Genomic DNA, 16,031 nt, shown 5'->3' on the forward strand with positions numbered 1-16,031 from the left:
GATGTAGTCGCCAACTATCATTTTAAAGGGAGATCTTCGTAAGTGCTTTTATTTTGCCTGAAAAGTCTCTTAACCCCAACATTTAGTATAGAACCAAAAAAGAAAAGCCCCGCAGAGATTTCTCTCCGCAGAGCTTTTCGACATATCACAAAGGGTGCCAAGCACCTGTCCCATTATTGTAAAGTTACTTGTAGGTTAACGTCTGAACCAGTGCCTTTTTGTGCTAACACGATGTTAGCGCCTGTTCCTGAAACTTCATAAGCAGCATCTACATTTGCGTTCGCAACTAAAGCTGTGCGGATCTTAGAAGCAACAACAGCAGCAGTATCACCAGCTACAACGTTAACAGGCACGTCTTCAGATAAAGTTCCATCTGTTACTCTAACAGTAATAGTACCGCTTGCAGTAGCACCTGCAGTTACAGTAGTTGTAGCCACTTCTTTAGTATCTGGAACTGCTGGGTTAGCATTTGGGTTTCCAGGGTCTCCTTTTTGTGTTTCATCTGTAGCCCCTAGAGTTACACCTGTACCTGTAATGTTAGAAGCGTTCGTTACTTTAACATTGATAGCCGCTGTTTTTCCATTAGCTGTGTACGCAACGTAACGGAATGTCGCGTTTGCTTTTGTAATTGCTGTTCCTACTGTACCAGGTGTAAGAACAAGTTTGTTTCCTGTTACAACTACTGAATCGCCATTCGCAAGTGTTAGACCATCCATGTTTGCAACTTTTTCATCTGTAGTTGCAGTGAAATCTAAACCAATACCACCGAATTGGTCAACAACATAAGCATATGCTGTTTTGCCAGAACGTAAATCTGCTAAATCAGTAAATGTTAAATCCGTTACTGCTTTTGCAGTAGTATCAGTGATAGCTTTATCAAGAAGCTTAATTTCTGTAGGCGTTAAATCTTCCTTAGAAACAACTACAGGTTGTGTAATTGTTTTTACGCCTTCTTTAGTGTTGATAACTACACTCAAGTTTACTGTAGTATCATCTGTTACGTTATCAGAACCTGCTGTAGTATTACCACCAGCGATATACCATTTACCGTATACTTGACCAACTGTTGCAACACTTGGTTTGTCAACAGAAATCGATAAGATTTCGCTTTGTGGAATCACATAGCTGTTACCGCTAGCATCTTTTGCAGTAATTTTAATTTCTTTTGCATATCCTAAAGCGATCTCATTTGCGTCAATATCAGTTTGAGAAGAACCACGGTTTACAGAATCTTTAAAGATTTTACCGATTTCCCCTACAGAGTACGTTAAACCAGTAGAACTATTTTCACCTACTGTGAAAGTTTTAGTAGCTTGGCTTACTACTTCGTTTGTAGTAGTATTTACAAGTTTAGCAGAAAGTGTGTAAGTACCTTTCTTACCAGCAGCAGCGTTAATAGTGATAGCATTTGTTGTATCTAATCTAGATTCTTCGACTACATCACCATTTGGTGTAACTGTTAATCCGTTATCATCGCCGCTTACTTTTGAAACCTCAAGTACAATTTTGTGGTTAGTAACGTCACTTGTTGCATCGAAGTCCGCACCGTATTGGTCTTTGTATTTTAATTGAGTTGTTGTTTGTGCGCCTTGAATTAAGAAGGTTGCTAAATCCGTTGGGAATTCAATAGTAGACAATTTACGAGCAGCTTTTGCTTCTAATTCAAAGCTTACAGACTTACCAGTTGCGTTTACAGTAAGAGTAATAACTGTCTTACCTTCACCACGAACTGAATTTATATTAACAAGTTTACCTTTGTTATCACCAGTAGTTGCGATTTGTAAATCAGTTGATTGTAAAACAGAGCTGTTTGAAGATGTAATAGTGATACCACCAGCGTTTGCTGCAATTTCGTCTAATGTTAGCTCTTTACCGAATTGATCTTTCACAACTAAAGGTACTACAACCTTACCCTCAGCATCTCCAGCAGCAATTACATTTGTTGGAGCAGTAGCAGAGATTTCAGCCGCTTCAGATGGTTTCACTACGTCAAATGTATATTGTACAGATTGACCAGTTGCTTTAATAACAACTGTTACTGTTACTTTCTTCGCTGTAGTTAAACCAGAAGTATTAAGACGTAAGTAAGGCTTGTTATCGACGTCTACCCATGTTGCTTGTACAGCTGGATCAGAAACTACAATTTGAGTTGCAGCATTAATTGCGCTAGCTGTTGTAATATCGTTACCATACTGATCTTTTGCAGTTACAGCAACTTCAGCAGCGTTTGCTAAACCAATTTCAACACGAGTTTTGTTTGTAGGTAACTTTAAATCACCAAATGTAACTTCTTTAAGTGCTGCAGCATCTACTGCTTTTAAAGTAGCTGTTACTGTTTTACCAGAAGCTGCATCTACACCTGTAACAACGATAGTATCGCCAACTTTAATTTCCACATCTTTATTTACTGTTAAGACACCTTCATTATTGTCAGTAGCAGTACCTACAGAAGATGTCCAAGTAATGTTAGCAGCTAGAGCTTCTTTAGTGATGTCCGTACCATATTGGTCTTTAACTACATAACCTACTGTACCTGTTTGTGGAGTTGTACCAGAAGCTAACACAAGATTAGTAGATTTTAATTCGATAGAAGCAACTTTTTGCGCTTCTACTGTAACAGTTCCAGAATTAGAACCTTCAACAAATTTTCCACCTGTAACTGTTACTGTATAGTCACCAGGAACAAGGTTAGTAGTAGAAGATAATTCAACAGATTTTTTATCTTCTCCTAATTTTGCACTTAATACAACAGAAGTTGTACCACGTTTAACAGTGAAAGTTAAACCATCTAAATTTTCTAACTCTTTGTTTAAAGTAACTTTTAAAGTTTTAGCGTTAATCGCACTTACCAAACAACCCCTCTTTCCCATCCCTCCGGCGGTTTAAAGTCAAGTCATATCAAGGTTGTCCGGCAGGAGGTGAATGAGGATGTTGCTATTTTGCTCGTATCTTCTGGCGATCTTATCTTGATCGTAGGGCATCTGCTGAACAGATAGCTGCATATGATGGAATACAACTGAATACACAGGGAGGAACGGAATATAGACCATTTTGCGTCAAAAGACGATGCGGCCGGAAGCGGCTGGTTTTATACGTTGGTGTGAAATTGGCTGATAAAGTAGTCCAATGCTAAGCACATGACTTGGGTTTGGGTCAGGTTGGTTTGTTCTCTGAACGTTTGGAGCTTCTCGTATAATTCAATCGGCAGCCTCACGGAAGTGGTATAGGAAGCCTTTTTTGTATAGGCAAATTCCTGCGCTTTTTGCCAAAGGTTGTACGATGGCTGGGTATTCGGACGCTGGAACGGTTCTTGATTCTCAATGAAATCAAGGAGCTTGTTGGATTGCTGGAGAAGGCGAATGACTTCAGCGTTTTCCAGTAAATCCAGCGGGTTGAATGCTTCCGGGCCGGAAGTGTCCATCGCTTGCTCTGTTTTGGGAGAAGGGCGATGGTCGGGAATATAGTTATGCAGATGAGCATCCCAGCGATAGTTCATTTTGGTCATAAACCGCGACAGGCTTCGCGGGTTGGAGTAGCCGACTTCCATCGCGATTTCTTTGGCTTCTTTTTTCTCTGCATACATGGCGATGATTTTTTTGATTTTCTCTTCTTTTTTTGTCATCTTCCTCATCCTCCATTACAATTTTTCCACCGCCTCTTGCAGCTCTTCGCTCAACAGATGCAAATAGATTTCTGTCGTTCGCAAGGAGCTGTGGCCAAGCAATTGCTGGATTTTATATAAATCAATTCCCTTGCGAAGCAGATTTGTCGCAAAGCTATGCCGGAACGTATGGCAGGTCACCTGCTTATCCCAGCCGATCTCGGCGACGAGTTCATGGATTAAATACCGCGCATAAGAGGAGGAGAGCCTGCCTGTTTTTTTGGTGCTAAATAGAAAGGGGCTATCGCTTCCTCTGAGATGGCGAATATAAAACGATAGCTCTTTTTTTAGTTTCGGATGCAACGGGCACATTCGCTCCCTTCGGCCTTTACCAAATAGTGTGATTTGATTTTTTTCAAAATGGATGTCAGATAGCTGCAGGCGGCATAACTCGCTAATGCGGGCTCCCGTATAATACAAGGTGTAAATTAATGTTTTCGTCAGGCCATGAGCGTGCTGGAATAATTCTTCGATTTCCGTCTCCGTTAATGGCTGTCTTTCTTGGCGAATGGATGGGAATGGCGCGACTTTTTCACATGGATTCGCCGTGATGTTTCCTTCGCGTATTAAGTATTTCATAAATGAGCTGAGAGAATATAAATGGCGCTTTCGACTGGCGTCGGCAAAATTTCGTTGTTCTTTTAAATAGTACAAATAACGTTCAATCATTTTATGATCGATGGGCTCAATCGTGGGAATGCAATCATATTCGTCAGCCATCCAATCGTTAAAGCTGCATAGATCTTTTTCATATCCCTTGATCGTTTCCTGACTTCTATTGAGCATGGGGAGATAATGATGAATAAATTCGTGAATATGCTTTAATAACAAATGGTCTCCTCCTCTATGCTGACAATCTTGACTGTTCCACCTTTGCATGTGCGCCATGGATTCCTTCGCGTGTTGGAAAATGATAAGTGGAAAAGGGGCCGTGATGCTTCTTTCTTCTCTGGACTCTGTCAATGGCTCGCTTCATAAACGTTGCCATTGTTTTCTTTTGGGACCATCGTCTTTCTCCTAGGTGCTAGCTAGAGCTGTGTGCGCCTTCATGATGAGGAAGCGAGCTTTGTTGGCTATGGGATTTCTCTTGGGTTATGCATAAAATTATGAAGGATCGTGACGCTTTCGGTTTTGCGCGACAATAAAAAAGCGGGTTTAGTTTCTTAAAGGATGGTGAGTGAGACGCGGTGTTTCACGTAAAGATGATGCCTCTCTTGCGTCCAAGAGTGATTGAAGTGCTAAGCTCTCATGCCGCTTTTTCAGTGTTGACCCAATGGCTCTTGTCCTGATTATGGCTATTCACAGGCTAAGAGTGTAGAGTTATTATAACAAATTTTTAATGCTGATGCTTGATAGAGGCATCTCAAAGGCGCAAATGTTGTTCCTTTGTTTCGTTTGACCTATATAGAAAATTGCGAGGGACAGAGGATCTGAAGATGGTTTCTCTGTCTTTTTATATTGGAATATGAGTCTGGCATTTCGTGGAATTTGTCGAAGAATAAGTAATTGTCTGTGAATAAAGAAAGGGATACAATAGACATACAGAACTAATGTTTGGTTTTAGAGGAATAATGAATGGGCATTTCAAATTTTATTGGGGAACAGCGGTTGTTTGTATAGGGTTATTAACACAACACTCAATCAGTAATGATTGGCAGGATCGAAAGGAACTATTAGATCATTTGAGCTATCTGTCTATATGAAAATAAAGAAAGGAATAGGGGGATTATGAAGGATGGAGAGTATAGACAGAGTGTCGCGGTTGGGGGCGACACTCACTTTATTTGGAAGTGTAGTCTGGATTACATTAAAAACCTCTTTTACGATATGGTTTCAAACCTTTACTAGTTTTGTCTATTTGAAGATTATTTTCGGAATCGAACATTGGCTTACTTTGATTTTATTGGTAAGTGCTGTGATTCTTTCTTTTAGGGTTATAAGTTACGTTTGGCTGGAATTAATAACTTTTAAAGTTTTTAATGATCCGGAGGATGGAAAAGAAGCTATAAAACGTGCTAATAAAGCTTTTGATGCTATCTAGTGTTCTCTGGTGGAATCGCTAAGAATAACGATCATTTTAAAAATGATATCAAATCGTATATCTTGCTTGACATGCATTTAGCACGATTATATAATGATATCATCAACGAATCATACTAAAGGTGGCAGTAATGAAAGAATATAGTGGTCGAATCTTACTAAGAATGTCTCCCCAATTACATCAAGAAGTGGCACAATTAGCTTCGTCCTATAGTCAGTCGCTGAATGAATTTCTTATTCAAACTATTGAGGAAAGGGTTGAGAAAGAAATGAAAACGAATGTGTCTTTTTCGCGTGTGAACATTAATGAGTTGAAGGTGAAAGAAGTGAGGGAGGCGGTCATCGTCACGCAACACCCATGGTTTATGGAGTTGCTTCATAAGCACAACGTTTACTTCTTTAATCCTTCCCTTGGAAGAGTGACGCCGATGCAGTATTTGCTTTTTTATGAAACGACGAAGCAAGAAAGTGACGGAACAAAAAACGAGCATCCGCGTCATATCGCTTATTATGGAAAAGTAAAGGAAATCATTTATGACATTCAGCCAGGCGACTACATGCATATTCCTGAACTACAACCTTTAATGAACGATCCGAAGTTTTGGGATGAAATTCGCACGTGGGAAACGACGAATGTGGTTCTTTTACGTGAAGTGGGAACATTCGCGAATCCTCTTCCGCTGAAAAATGGCTTAGAAGCGAGATACTTAGTGAACAAAACAACAACGTTGCCTTTGTTAAGAAATGCAACGTATATTGACGAACTATATTAAGTCTCATCTTTCTCAATCCCCTGCATTATGATTGTAAATGGTACAAATGAAGTTGGTATTACTGGCGCAGAAGCTGGGGATACTTTCACAGTAACTTACTTGTTAGATGGTAAAACAGCAATGGTTAAGTTGACTATTACTGCTGAATAATTTAAAAACCGTTGCTTTGTTTTGGGCTGCGTGTCTGTCACGCTCCGAAGTTTGTCGAACATAGAAACAGAGAGTCTGATGACTCTCTGTTTCTTTTTCTCCATAGTGGGATAGGAGGTACCCGTTACACTTAGGAATCTCAACGTTTATTCGCATTGGAAAGATCCATGTTTCTAACAGAGCGGGCCATTCACAAAATGCTAACGAAATACGCGGATTTAGCCAATATGGAGAACATTCCCCCGCACCGCTTCCGTCATAGTTTTTGCAAAAACCTAGCCAATGCCGGAACGCCCATTGAAATTATTAGACGGCTTGCTCGGTATGAAAGCATTCAAACAACAGCTATTTATGAGGAACAGGTGCAAGCATCAAGGAAAATGTAATTATAAATTATTGCTTTTCAGTAGCATAAATGCTACCATGTGTATAATAATTAGTAAAGGGTAGAGGATGTTGTTTGAGGTAATATACACAGGAAATGTAAAGGAATTTGAAGATTATCTATTGAGTAAAGCCGAGCAAGAACTTAGACAAAAAGGTCGTCCGGGTATATGGTGCCATGTTGCTGATGTATATGCAAGGCAACTTACGATTATTCAACATAATCCATATCCTTCTGATCCGGAGGACAACAGCTTTCCGGACGATATAACCCCTCCGTCATTGAAACATCTTAGCATGAATACTCGTTATGATAATTTTTACAGATGGGGTATAAGGGGTGGAAGAACTGGAAATCACAGAATTATATTTGCGATCCACAATTTTTCAAAAGTCATACTGCTTCATTATTTTGACAAGCAGTATAACGGAGCGACAAGACGAGAGGATATTGTGCCTGCTGAATCAGCATATGAAAGTTATTGCGCTGTTGATCCTTGCCTTTATTAATCAACTGGGGGGAAAAAGAATGAGTGATTTTTTTAAGAAATATGCAGCCATTCGAGGCGAGCAGCATGTTCAAAAACTTCAATTAGAAGGAACGATAGCTGCACAGATTAAAACAAGACGTAAGCAGCTGAATATGTCTCAACAGGAACTTGCAGACCGTATTGGAGTTCCAAAATCCACGATTGGGAGAATTGAAGCGGGACTTACAAGTCCTAGGATAGAGACGCTTTTTAAAATTTCGCAGGCATTGAATACTCCTTTCATCATTGATGGTACAAGTAGACAGGATCATAACCTGCATGTTCAAGTTTAGCGCATTGGTTGCGGGCCTGTCATCATCCGAAATGAAATGGCAGAGTTTACGAAAAAGACATTGGATATGCTTCGTCAGCCGTTAGAGACAGGAAAAGTGACGATGAGCCGCGTTGCTTCCAAAGCTACTTATCCTGCTCATTTTATTCTGATTGGGGCGATGAATCCATGTTCAATATGGATATTTAGGATCAAGAACGCGCTATTGCCCCTGTATATATGTACCCAAACTCTTTCCCAGCCTCATTTATGAACACAGATATATGAGTTGATTATTTTTCAGGAACAAAAGACGAACAGAGACAAAAGTATATGGAATTTGTCAAAGGAACCAATTTCGCTTCTACAAGCGGCTTGTAATCAGTCGCGCGTATGCGTTTTAAAAGGCAGATCTCCTCTTCCTTTCAGCGGTTGCAAACCCTTAAAAAAGAAACAGAGCGCCATCAGATTCTCGGCGATCCGTACCCGCCACACGTTGAAGTGTAATGCCAAAAGGCCCCTCGCAGGGAATGGCTGCGGAGCTTTTTCGTCTCATACATTTCCATACATATTAAAATAAGGAGGGAAAGGAATGGGAGAGATGTGGGAATGCGTTCAAGAAAAAGGAAGGGGATGAAGCCATGGCACGTTTTCGAAGTGTCGTGGGAAAGAAATGGATATTGTAACTAGCAACACTCGTTCGCTTTTAGAAATCAGAAAGTGATTTCCCGAATAATAATGGTTTCCAATTCTTTATCGAAGCCGTGTTTTTCTCTTCGAAAAGCCTTCTCAAAAGCATCAGGGTTTTTTATTAATTTCACTTTATCAAAGATAAACAGGAAAAGATGATCGGCTTCATAATGAAAGGAATCTGAGCCTAACTCTTCCCTTAATTTACGTTCCGTCATGTTTTCTCTTGTACATTTCACCTCTATTACCATTCCATATTCATCGAGTACGATATCATATCTGATGGAAGCATAACCAGCATCATCTACCACCTCTAATCTAGCATCTGGAAATATGGGGCGGATGAGCGAATATAGCATCCGCTGAACATCATGCTCATTTTCGATTTTAGTCTTATCCAAATCTTCCTTATTATGTGTGAAAATGACGGTCGGAAATTTCCTTATTGTCGGCATATAATAATAAGTGCATGTATTAAGGTGAAAAAGAGGGGGTGTATTGCGCTAAATGAGGAAATCGAACTAATTCTAATGACAAATTTTGCAGCAACTGCGGAGCTTCTATATGGCCTCGGCCTAATAAATTATTAGTGACTGCCAATATCTTAATGCTCATTGCTTGTATATGAATGGAAGCAGTATAATAAACAGACAGAAAAGGTGGCGAGCTATTCGGTTGAGCAAGCCAAACAAGAAAGGGCTATTTTTGTTTTAGAAGGGAAAAGGATGAGCGAGTATCAACCAACCAATAGTAACTGGAGTGATAGAAAAGAGGGGAATCGAGCCATAAATAGTGTACATCAACATAACTTTGGAGCTTGACAGGCACCGTTCCCATCCCCTTCTCAAAGTTTTATTAGATTTATTTTTATAAGATGATATCCCCCTTTTCAGTGACTGGATATACCAACCCGCCAGAGTATTCCGGGTATTGGAAGTGCTCCGGCTGATACGTTTGTTCATCGTGTACTCTGTACTCCGCTGAGCTTCTTTTTCTCCTCATTCTCACGTATAATCGAACATATCGGTCTGTAGTAACTCTTTCATGACGCCTTTTAAAAGGATTCCAAACATTATAGTAGGTGCTCCAATAGGCAGTCCCCGCTTCTACCTCAAATTGTCCAGCACCAAATATTTTCCCCTTGTTAGCTAAAGCTTGTTTAAGTAAATCTGGTCCTACTTTAGCAGCAAGTTCTTCCAATTGCTGACCAAGATAAGCTGTAGCGCAGCCTAGGTATATACATCCTGCTAATTTTGCTGCTTCACCCCAACCGTACGACTTGGACCAAAGAACGATATCCCATCCTTTCTCTATGTCATTTTTCATTTGCTCAAATGTACTAGGCACTCAAATTCCTCCCATTAACCAAAATTGAGCACGAAATATTTATATTTGAAATGCCTGTATAAAGTTACAAGTAAAAAGAGCAAGTTTAAGCACATTGTATTTACTCAGTAATGGAGCAAGAGCATGTGGCAAAACGCATAATGGATGCAAAATACGCACAAAAAGCCCATAAATCGAAGGGAAGCTTGATTTTTCTGCTATCAAGTGAATCGTGTTATCTTGTGTGATAGCTACAATCAACGGAAAGGATGCGTAATGTCACCAAGTGGCTTGGCTCTTTTGAAACAAGCCAGTCACCATCCATTCCAAACACCAATAGTTAAGGACTTTTGGATTATTTGTCAGGTGAAAATTAGGTATATATAATGAATGATTGATGATAAAAATCGTTATAGAATTATCATTTACCCTTATTTTACTTATGTTACCATCTATAAAAAAGATAGATGGGGGAGTGAGTCAACATGCATACAGGAAAACGGAAGATGGTCCTACCTTTCGATCGAGAACGAAGCGAAACATCAGCGGAATGGTTCAAACCAACGGGGGAGCTGTACAGACGATGATCCGGCTGAAGCCGGATGAGTTAGAGGAGATCGCCCGGCATATTTCGGATGCCGAAGATGCTTGCGAGCGGGCGCGGACGACCTTGTCGTGGGAGCTTTCTTCTCTCGCGATGAACCTTCCTGGCGTAAGCATGCCCGCGATCGAAGGGTTGCGGGATGAACTCGTTCCTTGGCTACAACGTTATGAAGACAAACTGAATGAAGCGAAAGATGCGTCTCTCAACATGATAAAGAAAGTGGAGTAAGGGTTGGTGTCTGTCACTGCCCGAATAGAGGCGCAGGATTTCATCGGAAAACCGCTCGTAAGCTTGTTGAATTATGATAAAGGATGAGTCATACGCATTGCCCACATGAACAAAAAGGAGTTTGTATGATTTTTTATCATAGATGCTTTAGATTCTCCTTGAAGATCCTTCATTTTTTGTTATGGCAAAGCTTTATGCCTCATTTCGCAGTTCAATGTTTGTAACGATACTGGTTGATATATGCTTTTGAGTCTGAAAAAAGCATTTTTCATTTATTGATTCAAATGATCGCCTTTGCGGCGAGAATATTTGCTTGTCGAAAAATCAGGGGTATCCTTTTTCGGAAGAATGTATATACTATGTATATACATTTCGGGGTGGGGGTGATATAATGAACGCAAAGGAACATTTAGAAAGCAAAATCAACCAAAGTAAAGGAGGGGACTACATGTCTACAGTTGTTGCTCAAAAATGGGGAAACAGTTTGGGCATTCGTATCCCAAAAGATGTTGCTGATCAAATAGGGATCAAACAAGGTTCCGAAATGGAATTAAACGTGATTGGAAATGAAGGGATCATCACATTAAAGCCAAAAAGAACACGGAAGAAATACACATTGGAAGAACTGCTATCACAGATTACACCTGAAAATCGGCACGAGGAAGTTGATTTTGGGGTAGAAGGGAGTGAATTGATTTAATGCCAGCAGACGTACCAGAGAGAGGCGATTTCGTTGTTTTAAACTTTCATCCACAAGCTGGTCATGAGCAGGCCGGGAGAAGGAATGCTATTGTTTTATCGCCTAAAGAATTCAATCAAGCAACAGGATTTATCATTGTTTGTCCGATGACCAATCAAAAGAAGGGTTATCCCTTCGAAGTAGATTTACCAAAAGAAGGAATATCCCTTGATGGCGATGGCTATCCAATAACAGGGGTAGTTTTAACGGATCAAATTAAATCATTGGATTGGAAAGCTCGTAATCTAACAATTTTAAAGAAATATAATCCAGAAGATGCACAAATTGAAGAAATAGATAGAATCATTGATGAATGCCTAGCGAAAATAGAAACATATCTGACTTGACATCATCCTTTCTTTTTCAGAAAGGGCTATTTTTTGTCCTTTAAACATTCATGGGTGACGGAACGTACGGGTATTAAGAAGAAAGCTTATTATAATTTCTTAAAAGGCGAAGGAAATGTGGAGGAGTATGTTGCAAAGACCAATAAGCTATTCTGCATTAAGGATCCGTTCTTTTTTTACAAGGCAGATATGGAATTCAAAGAAAGAACGTTTGGCCGTAGCCGAGCTGATTCATTTATGAATTATGTGGCACTTTCGTTTTACGGTACAGTGGACGAAGAATTAAAAAAGGGTATGCATCTTTTTAGTGAATTTGTTGAACGGATCGATGTTTTAAAATCAGTCACAAATTCGGAAAATCCAAGGGGGAGTCCTTGATTACAAAAGATAATCTTGAAATGATTTTAGAGCCTAACAAAACACATTTGTCGAAAATGAAAAAGGCAATGGACCGTATTTACTCTCTCACAGATCCTCTTGCTCATGTAAAGCCGCTTATTTTATAAAAACTGATCTTTACGAGCACGCAAATGTATTGCAGTTTCCGATTCAAAATGCTAACTATGGTGGGCTTGTGTATGACTATAACGGTGATTATTGTGTCCATATTAACACCGCACAGCGAGAATATACGAAAATTTCATGTGGGCGCACGAGTTTTATCATTTCTTTTTTGACAGAGATAAAAGCTTCCTTAAATAAGGACGTTCGCTCCCGCATCCTCTTTTCATTTCTCTTCTCCCGATCTTCGAAAAACTTCGGGACGTGACGAGCATCTATCTCAACTTCTCAATCTCCTCCAAAGACAGCTCCGTCAGTTCATGAATCGCTTGGATGTCCATATCCTTTGGTAAGCATTTTTTTCGCGATGTGGCGTTTTTCTTGTTGCCATCCTTGCGTAATCTTCGCTCCACGCCTTCTTTCCATCCTTTCTCTAGCGCCTTTTTCTCGTACGAAATGATCAATTCCAACACTTGTTTTTTTTCTTTTGTTTCTATTTCATTCATCTCGTTTCATAATTGCTGTTCTTCTTCGTCTGATAGGTTGACATATGTCTCAAAAAAGCCGATTAACAATCGTTGCTTTGCTTTGTCCCATTCCATACGCACCATCATACGTAAAAATTGCTTCTTTAGCTCTTACTCGTTCATTTTCAGCATACCCCATTCTGCTTAACTCAACGGTGAAAAAGTGAAAGTCCATGATTTTTCCAAACGGAAATTGAAGTGTAAAGTCTGAAGGTTCATGACGAAGGGAGTCTCAACAACGCAATGGGGACAATAGGCTTGCGATGTTTTTCAAACAAGCGGCTAAAATAAATAAACATTCGTTCTGGAAAAGAAGGTTGTACGTAGCTTTGATTTGCAATATGGACGATGATGAGACGATCTTCTCCTTTCCGTTTCGTCTCTGCCAGTATATCGACATGATATTTCTTCCCCGCCGTCACATCGGTGAACAGCTCCTCCGACAAAAACGATACATGCTCGAAGTCTATATACTCATACATGTGCGGGAAAAAGAGAAGAATCAACTCTTCAAAAAAAGTCGTGATCAATTCCTTAAACAATCGGTCATGATCAACCGTCATATATGCTTTCGACAAGATGGACAACACTCCTGCTTTGGAAATGAAAAAGAAGAGAGTCCTTCGACTCTCTGTTTCTAGGTTCGAAAAACTTTGGATGGTGACAGGCACTTAGTCTTCGTCGCTGGCGAAGAAACGTAAAATATAGATGAACAAATTAATGAAGTCGAGATAGATGTTAACGACGATCATAGGGATGTCTGCTTCGCTAAACCCGTGGCGGGCAAGCCGGTTGATGTCATAAATCGTAAAGCCGAGAAAAATCAAAATGCCTAAAGCGGCAATGCCCATTTGTCCGACGCTTGAAAACGGAATAAACCACTGGACGATGAGTAAGCCGAGCAATGCGAATGCCCCAAGCGTGAGAAAGCCGCCGAGGAATGAAAAATCTTCTTTCGTTTTCGCGGCGTAAAGAGCAACGCCAGAAAAGGAAATGACCGCTAAAGCAAACGCTTTAAAGACGGCTGCCGCCCCAATAATGGAAACGTAGTAACCGATGACGGGAGCCAACGTGGCGCCTGAAACGAACATAAACGCAAACATTAGCGGGTAGCCCACCACTTTTTGGCGCCGTGAAAAGATCATCACAAGCAGCAAAATGACTTCAAGAATGTAAAGCGGCAAATACCAAGCGGTGGAAATGGATTGCCCCACATACAGCCCGCCTGTCGCTACGGCTAATGCGGCTAAAAAAGCAACAGCTAGCTTAGCAACAGGGCTGCGCGACGGATAAACGACAGATGAGTTCATGTTCCTATCTCTCCTCGCATAAAAATCATCAGCAGATGTTTCTTTTAGTGTAGCAAACCTGACTTTTTTTGTCACTGCCTGATGGCGCGCCTGCGAAGGAGCAGTGCATGAAATCACCGCCTTTCCAACAAATCGGGTGGTTTATGGAAAAAAAAGGAGGCATTATTGCGTTTATCGCCATGATGAACAGCGTAAAAAATAAAACGAGAAGCTATGCTTCTTTTTTCGCGATTTGGCATTGGGAATTGTTGCGCTTTTGATGTTCAAGTAACAAAAGGCTTTGTCGATGCGATGGTTTAGGGCAAAAAAAAAGCCTTATAGAAGTGAGGAGAGGGCAGATGGTTAAGCGGCTGTGGAGCAAACATCAAAAATGGAACATAATCCATGGAAACGTATACAGAATAAGCGCCGCTCCCCAGAAACGATCAAGGGAGCGGCGCAGTCTGTTTATTTAAAGGCCATCGCCGCTTTGACGGCTTTTTTCCATCCTGCATAGCATGCGTTTCGGGCTTCTTCACCCATCGTTGGGGTGAATGTCCGGTCGATGTTCCATTGTTGCGCGATTTCGTCTTGGTCTTTCCAATATCCTATCGCCAAGCCAGCTAAATAGGCCGCTCCAAGCGCGGTCGTTTCGTTGACGACCGGGCGTTCCACCGGTACGCCGAGCATATCGCTTTGGAATTGCATGAGAAAGTTGTTTTTTACTGCGCCGCCATCCACGCGCAACGCTTTTAAGGAAATGCCTGAATCCGCTTCCATGGCCGTGAGCACATCTTTTGTTTGATAGGCGAGGGATTCTAGCGTAGCGCGAACCAAATGTTCTTTTTGCGTTCCCCGTGTCAATCCAAAGATCGCTCCTCTCACATCGCTGTCCCAATACGGGGTTCCTAGCCCGACAAAGGCTGGTACCACATACACGCCTTCTGTGGAGGTGACGCGTTCGGCATATTGCTCGCTGTCAGCCGCGTTTTTGAACATGCGCAACCCGTCTCTTAGCCATTGAATGGCAGAGCCCGCGACAAAAATACTTCCTTCCAGCGCATATTCCACTTTGCCGTTAAGTCCCCAAGCGATCGTGGTCAGTAGCCCGTGCTGGGACGCAACTGCTTTTTCGCCGGTGTTCATCAGCATAAAGCAGCCTGTTCCGTACGTATTTTTCGCCATTCCTGCTTCATAGCATGCTTGGCCGAATAGGGCGGCTTGCTGGTCGCCGGCTGCTCCGGCAATCGGAATTTCTTGTCCGAAGAAATGATACGGCACGGTATGGGCATAAATGTCAGAAGATGGCCGCACTTCTGGAAGCATGGACTTCGGTACGGTTAATAAGTCTAACAGTTCATCATCCCATTTCCGTTCATGGATATTGAATAACAAAGTTCGAGAAGCGTTGGAATAATCCGTGACGTGCGCTTTTCCGCCCGAGAGCTTCCAGATGAGCCACGTATCAATCGTTCCGAATAACAGTTCTCCTCGCTCCGCTTTTTCTCTGGCTCCTTCCACATGATCCAAGATCCATTTGATTTTGGTGCCGGAAAAGTAGGCATCAATAAGCAATCCTGTTTTTTGGCGAAAGGTATCATCAAGCCCCTTCGCTTTTAACTCCTCGCAAATGTCTGCGGTTTGCCGTGATTGCCAAACAATGGCGTTATAGATCGGCTGCCCGGTGTTTTTGTCCCAAACCACTGTGGTTTCGCGCTGATTCGTAATGCCGATACCGGCGATTTGCTCCGGCTTGATTCCAGATTCGGACAAGGAAGTGGCGATGACTGATAAGATGGAGCCCCAAATTTCATTGGCATTATGCTCAACCCAACCTGGTTTTGGAAAATATTGTGTAAATTCTTTTTGCGACAGATGAACGATTTCTCCTTGTTTGTTAAAGATGATGGCACGTGAGCTCGTTGTTCCTTGGTCAAGAGCTAAAATATAAGTTTCCATTTTCTTCACCTC

Annotated in this window: 15 protein-coding genes and 4 pseudogenes; 11 read left to right on the top strand and 8 right to left on the bottom strand. The window is 41.2% G+C overall.

What is annotated here, in order from left to right:
• Positions 1-173 precede the first annotated feature (173 nt).
• From GGQ95_RS17355 to GGQ95_RS17365, 3 genes are all read right to left on the bottom strand, one after another.
• Positions 174-2,852, bottom strand: a complete 2,679-nt coding sequence (locus GGQ95_RS17355) for a hypothetical protein (RefSeq protein ID WP_183187213.1) — start codon at positions 2,850-2,852, stop codon at positions 174-176.
• Between the two features lie 236 nt (positions 2,853-3,088).
• Complete coding sequence (locus GGQ95_RS17360) at positions 3,089-3,622, bottom strand: hypothetical protein (protein ID WP_183187214.1); 534 nt, start codon at positions 3,620-3,622, stop codon at positions 3,089-3,091.
• A gap of 15 nt (positions 3,623-3,637) precedes the next feature.
• A complete protein-coding gene (locus tag GGQ95_RS17365; protein WP_052661031.1) occupies positions 3,638-4,492 on the bottom strand; it encodes a tyrosine-type recombinase/integrase in 855 nt (284 codons plus the stop codon).
• Positions 4,493-5,396: 904 nt separating this feature from the next.
• Here GGQ95_RS17365 and GGQ95_RS17370 point away from each other — a divergent pair.
• The 5 genes and pseudogenes from GGQ95_RS17370 to GGQ95_RS17390 form a co-directional block, all read left to right on the top strand.
• Complete coding sequence (locus tag GGQ95_RS17370) at positions 5,397-5,702, top strand: hypothetical protein (RefSeq protein ID WP_080860012.1); 306 nt, start codon at positions 5,397-5,399, stop codon at positions 5,700-5,702.
• Between the two features lie 130 nt (positions 5,703-5,832).
• Positions 5,833-6,474 carry a toxin-antitoxin system HicB family antitoxin gene (locus GGQ95_RS17375; protein WP_183187215.1) on the top strand — a complete coding sequence of 214 codons (642 nt, stop codon included), beginning with the start codon at positions 5,833-5,835 and terminating at the stop codon, positions 6,472-6,474.
• Positions 6,475-6,776: 302 nt separating this feature from the next.
• Positions 6,777-7,010, top strand: a pseudogene (locus GGQ95_RS17380) (tyrosine-type recombinase/integrase); the annotation flags it as partial.
• A gap of 338 nt (positions 7,011-7,348) precedes the next feature.
• Positions 7,349-7,831, top strand: coding sequence for a helix-turn-helix domain-containing protein (locus tag GGQ95_RS18465; RefSeq protein ID WP_231734683.1), 483 nt, complete (start codon positions 7,349-7,351; stop codon positions 7,829-7,831).
• 18 nt (positions 7,832-7,849) lie between these two features.
• A pseudogene (locus tag GGQ95_RS17390) lies at positions 7,850-8,045 on the top strand (ATP-binding protein); the annotation flags it as partial.
• A 477-nt stretch (positions 8,046-8,522) separates the two neighbouring features.
• Here the strand turns inward: GGQ95_RS17390 and GGQ95_RS17395 are convergent.
• Together GGQ95_RS17395 and GGQ95_RS17400 are read right to left on the bottom strand one after the other, a co-directional pair.
• On the bottom strand, positions 8,523-8,954 hold the full coding sequence (locus GGQ95_RS17395; protein ID WP_280528808.1) for a PD-(D/E)XK nuclease domain-containing protein: 432 nt from the start codon (positions 8,952-8,954) through the stop codon (positions 8,523-8,525).
• Positions 8,955-9,366: 412 nt separating this feature from the next.
• A complete protein-coding gene (locus tag GGQ95_RS17400; protein ID WP_159720491.1) occupies positions 9,367-9,846 on the bottom strand; it encodes a hypothetical protein in 480 nt (159 codons plus the stop codon).
• Between the two features lie 562 nt (positions 9,847-10,408).
• Between GGQ95_RS17400 and GGQ95_RS17405 the strand changes: the two are divergent.
• The 5 genes and pseudogenes from GGQ95_RS17405 to GGQ95_RS18645 form a co-directional block, all read left to right on the top strand.
• Positions 10,409-10,624 (top strand): annotated as a pseudogene (locus tag GGQ95_RS17405) (pre-toxin TG domain-containing protein); the annotation flags it as partial.
• Between the two features lie 424 nt (positions 10,625-11,048).
• Complete coding sequence (locus GGQ95_RS17410; protein WP_066151033.1) at positions 11,049-11,357, top strand: AbrB/MazE/SpoVT family DNA-binding domain-containing protein; 309 nt, start codon at positions 11,049-11,051, stop codon at positions 11,355-11,357.
• Complete coding sequence (locus GGQ95_RS17415; protein WP_080860017.1) at positions 11,357-11,743, top strand: type II toxin-antitoxin system PemK/MazF family toxin; 387 nt, start codon at positions 11,357-11,359, stop codon at positions 11,741-11,743. The genes GGQ95_RS17410 and GGQ95_RS17415 overlap by 1 nt, the downstream gene beginning before the upstream one ends.
• A gap of 33 nt (positions 11,744-11,776) precedes the next feature.
• Entirely contained in the window at positions 11,777-12,121 is a 345-nt protein-coding gene (locus tag GGQ95_RS17420) for a hypothetical protein (protein WP_080860019.1), read from the top strand.
• A complete protein-coding gene (locus GGQ95_RS18645) occupies positions 12,118-12,249 on the top strand; it encodes a hypothetical protein (protein WP_280528809.1) in 132 nt (43 codons plus the stop codon). The genes GGQ95_RS17420 and GGQ95_RS18645 overlap by 4 nt, the downstream gene beginning before the upstream one ends.
• Positions 12,250-12,519: 270 nt before the next feature.
• Here the strand turns inward: GGQ95_RS18645 and GGQ95_RS17435 are convergent.
• Positions 12,520-13,334 (bottom strand): annotated as a pseudogene (locus GGQ95_RS17435) (Rpn family recombination-promoting nuclease/putative transposase).
• A gap of 108 nt (positions 13,335-13,442) precedes the next feature.
• On the bottom strand, positions 13,443-14,081 hold the full coding sequence (locus GGQ95_RS17440) for a Bax inhibitor-1/YccA family protein (RefSeq protein WP_066151024.1): 639 nt from the start codon (positions 14,079-14,081) through the stop codon (positions 13,443-13,445).
• Positions 14,082-14,188: 107 nt separating this feature from the next.
• Here GGQ95_RS17440 and GGQ95_RS17445 point away from each other — a divergent pair, with 107 nt between their 5' ends.
• Complete coding sequence (locus GGQ95_RS17445; protein WP_161491022.1) at positions 14,189-14,341, top strand: hypothetical protein; 153 nt, start codon at positions 14,189-14,191, stop codon at positions 14,339-14,341.
• 187 nt (positions 14,342-14,528) lie between these two features.
• On the opposite strand, the gene glpK is transcribed toward GGQ95_RS17445, so the two are convergent.
• Complete coding sequence (glpK, locus tag GGQ95_RS17450) at positions 14,529-16,019, bottom strand: glycerol kinase GlpK (RefSeq protein ID WP_183187216.1); 1,491 nt, start codon at positions 16,017-16,019, stop codon at positions 14,529-14,531.
• Between the last annotated feature and the right edge of the window lie 12 nt (positions 16,020-16,031).

This window comes from Anoxybacteroides rupiense (genome assembly GCF_014196195.1).
GTDB classification, from domain to species: Bacteria; Bacillota; Bacilli; order Bacillales; family Anoxybacillaceae; genus Anoxybacteroides; species Anoxybacteroides rupiense.

What these genes read in the sequence shown, in the direction of transcription:
- GGQ95_RS17440 (WP_066151024.1), bottom strand. Translation starts at nt 14,081, where the DNA reads ATGAACTCATCTGTCGTTTATCCGTCGCGCAGCCCTGTTGCTAAGCTA.
- GGQ95_RS17415 (WP_080860017.1), top strand. Translation starts at nt 11,357, where the DNA reads ATGCCAGCAGACGTACCAGAGAGAGGCGATTTCGTTGTTTTAAACTTT.
- GGQ95_RS17360 (WP_183187214.1), bottom strand. Translation starts at nt 3,622, where the DNA reads ATGACAAAAAAAGAAGAGAAAATCAAAAAAATCATCGCCATGTATGCA.
- glpK (WP_183187216.1), bottom strand. Translation starts at nt 16,019, where the DNA reads ATGGAAACTTATATTTTAGCTCTTGACCAAGGAACAACGAGCTCACGT.
- GGQ95_RS17395 (WP_280528808.1), bottom strand. Translation starts at nt 8,954, where the DNA reads ATGCCGACAATAAGGAAATTTCCGACCGTCATTTTCACACATAATAAG.
- GGQ95_RS17445 (WP_161491022.1), top strand. Translation starts at nt 14,189, where the DNA reads ATGAAATCACCGCCTTTCCAACAAATCGGGTGGTTTATGGAAAAAAAA.
- GGQ95_RS17375 (WP_183187215.1), top strand. Translation starts at nt 5,833, where the DNA reads ATGAAAGAATATAGTGGTCGAATCTTACTAAGAATGTCTCCCCAATTA.
- GGQ95_RS17410 (WP_066151033.1), top strand. Translation starts at nt 11,049, where the DNA reads ATGAACGCAAAGGAACATTTAGAAAGCAAAATCAACCAAAGTAAAGGA.
- GGQ95_RS17370 (WP_080860012.1), top strand. Translation starts at nt 5,397, where the DNA reads ATGGAGAGTATAGACAGAGTGTCGCGGTTGGGGGCGACACTCACTTTA.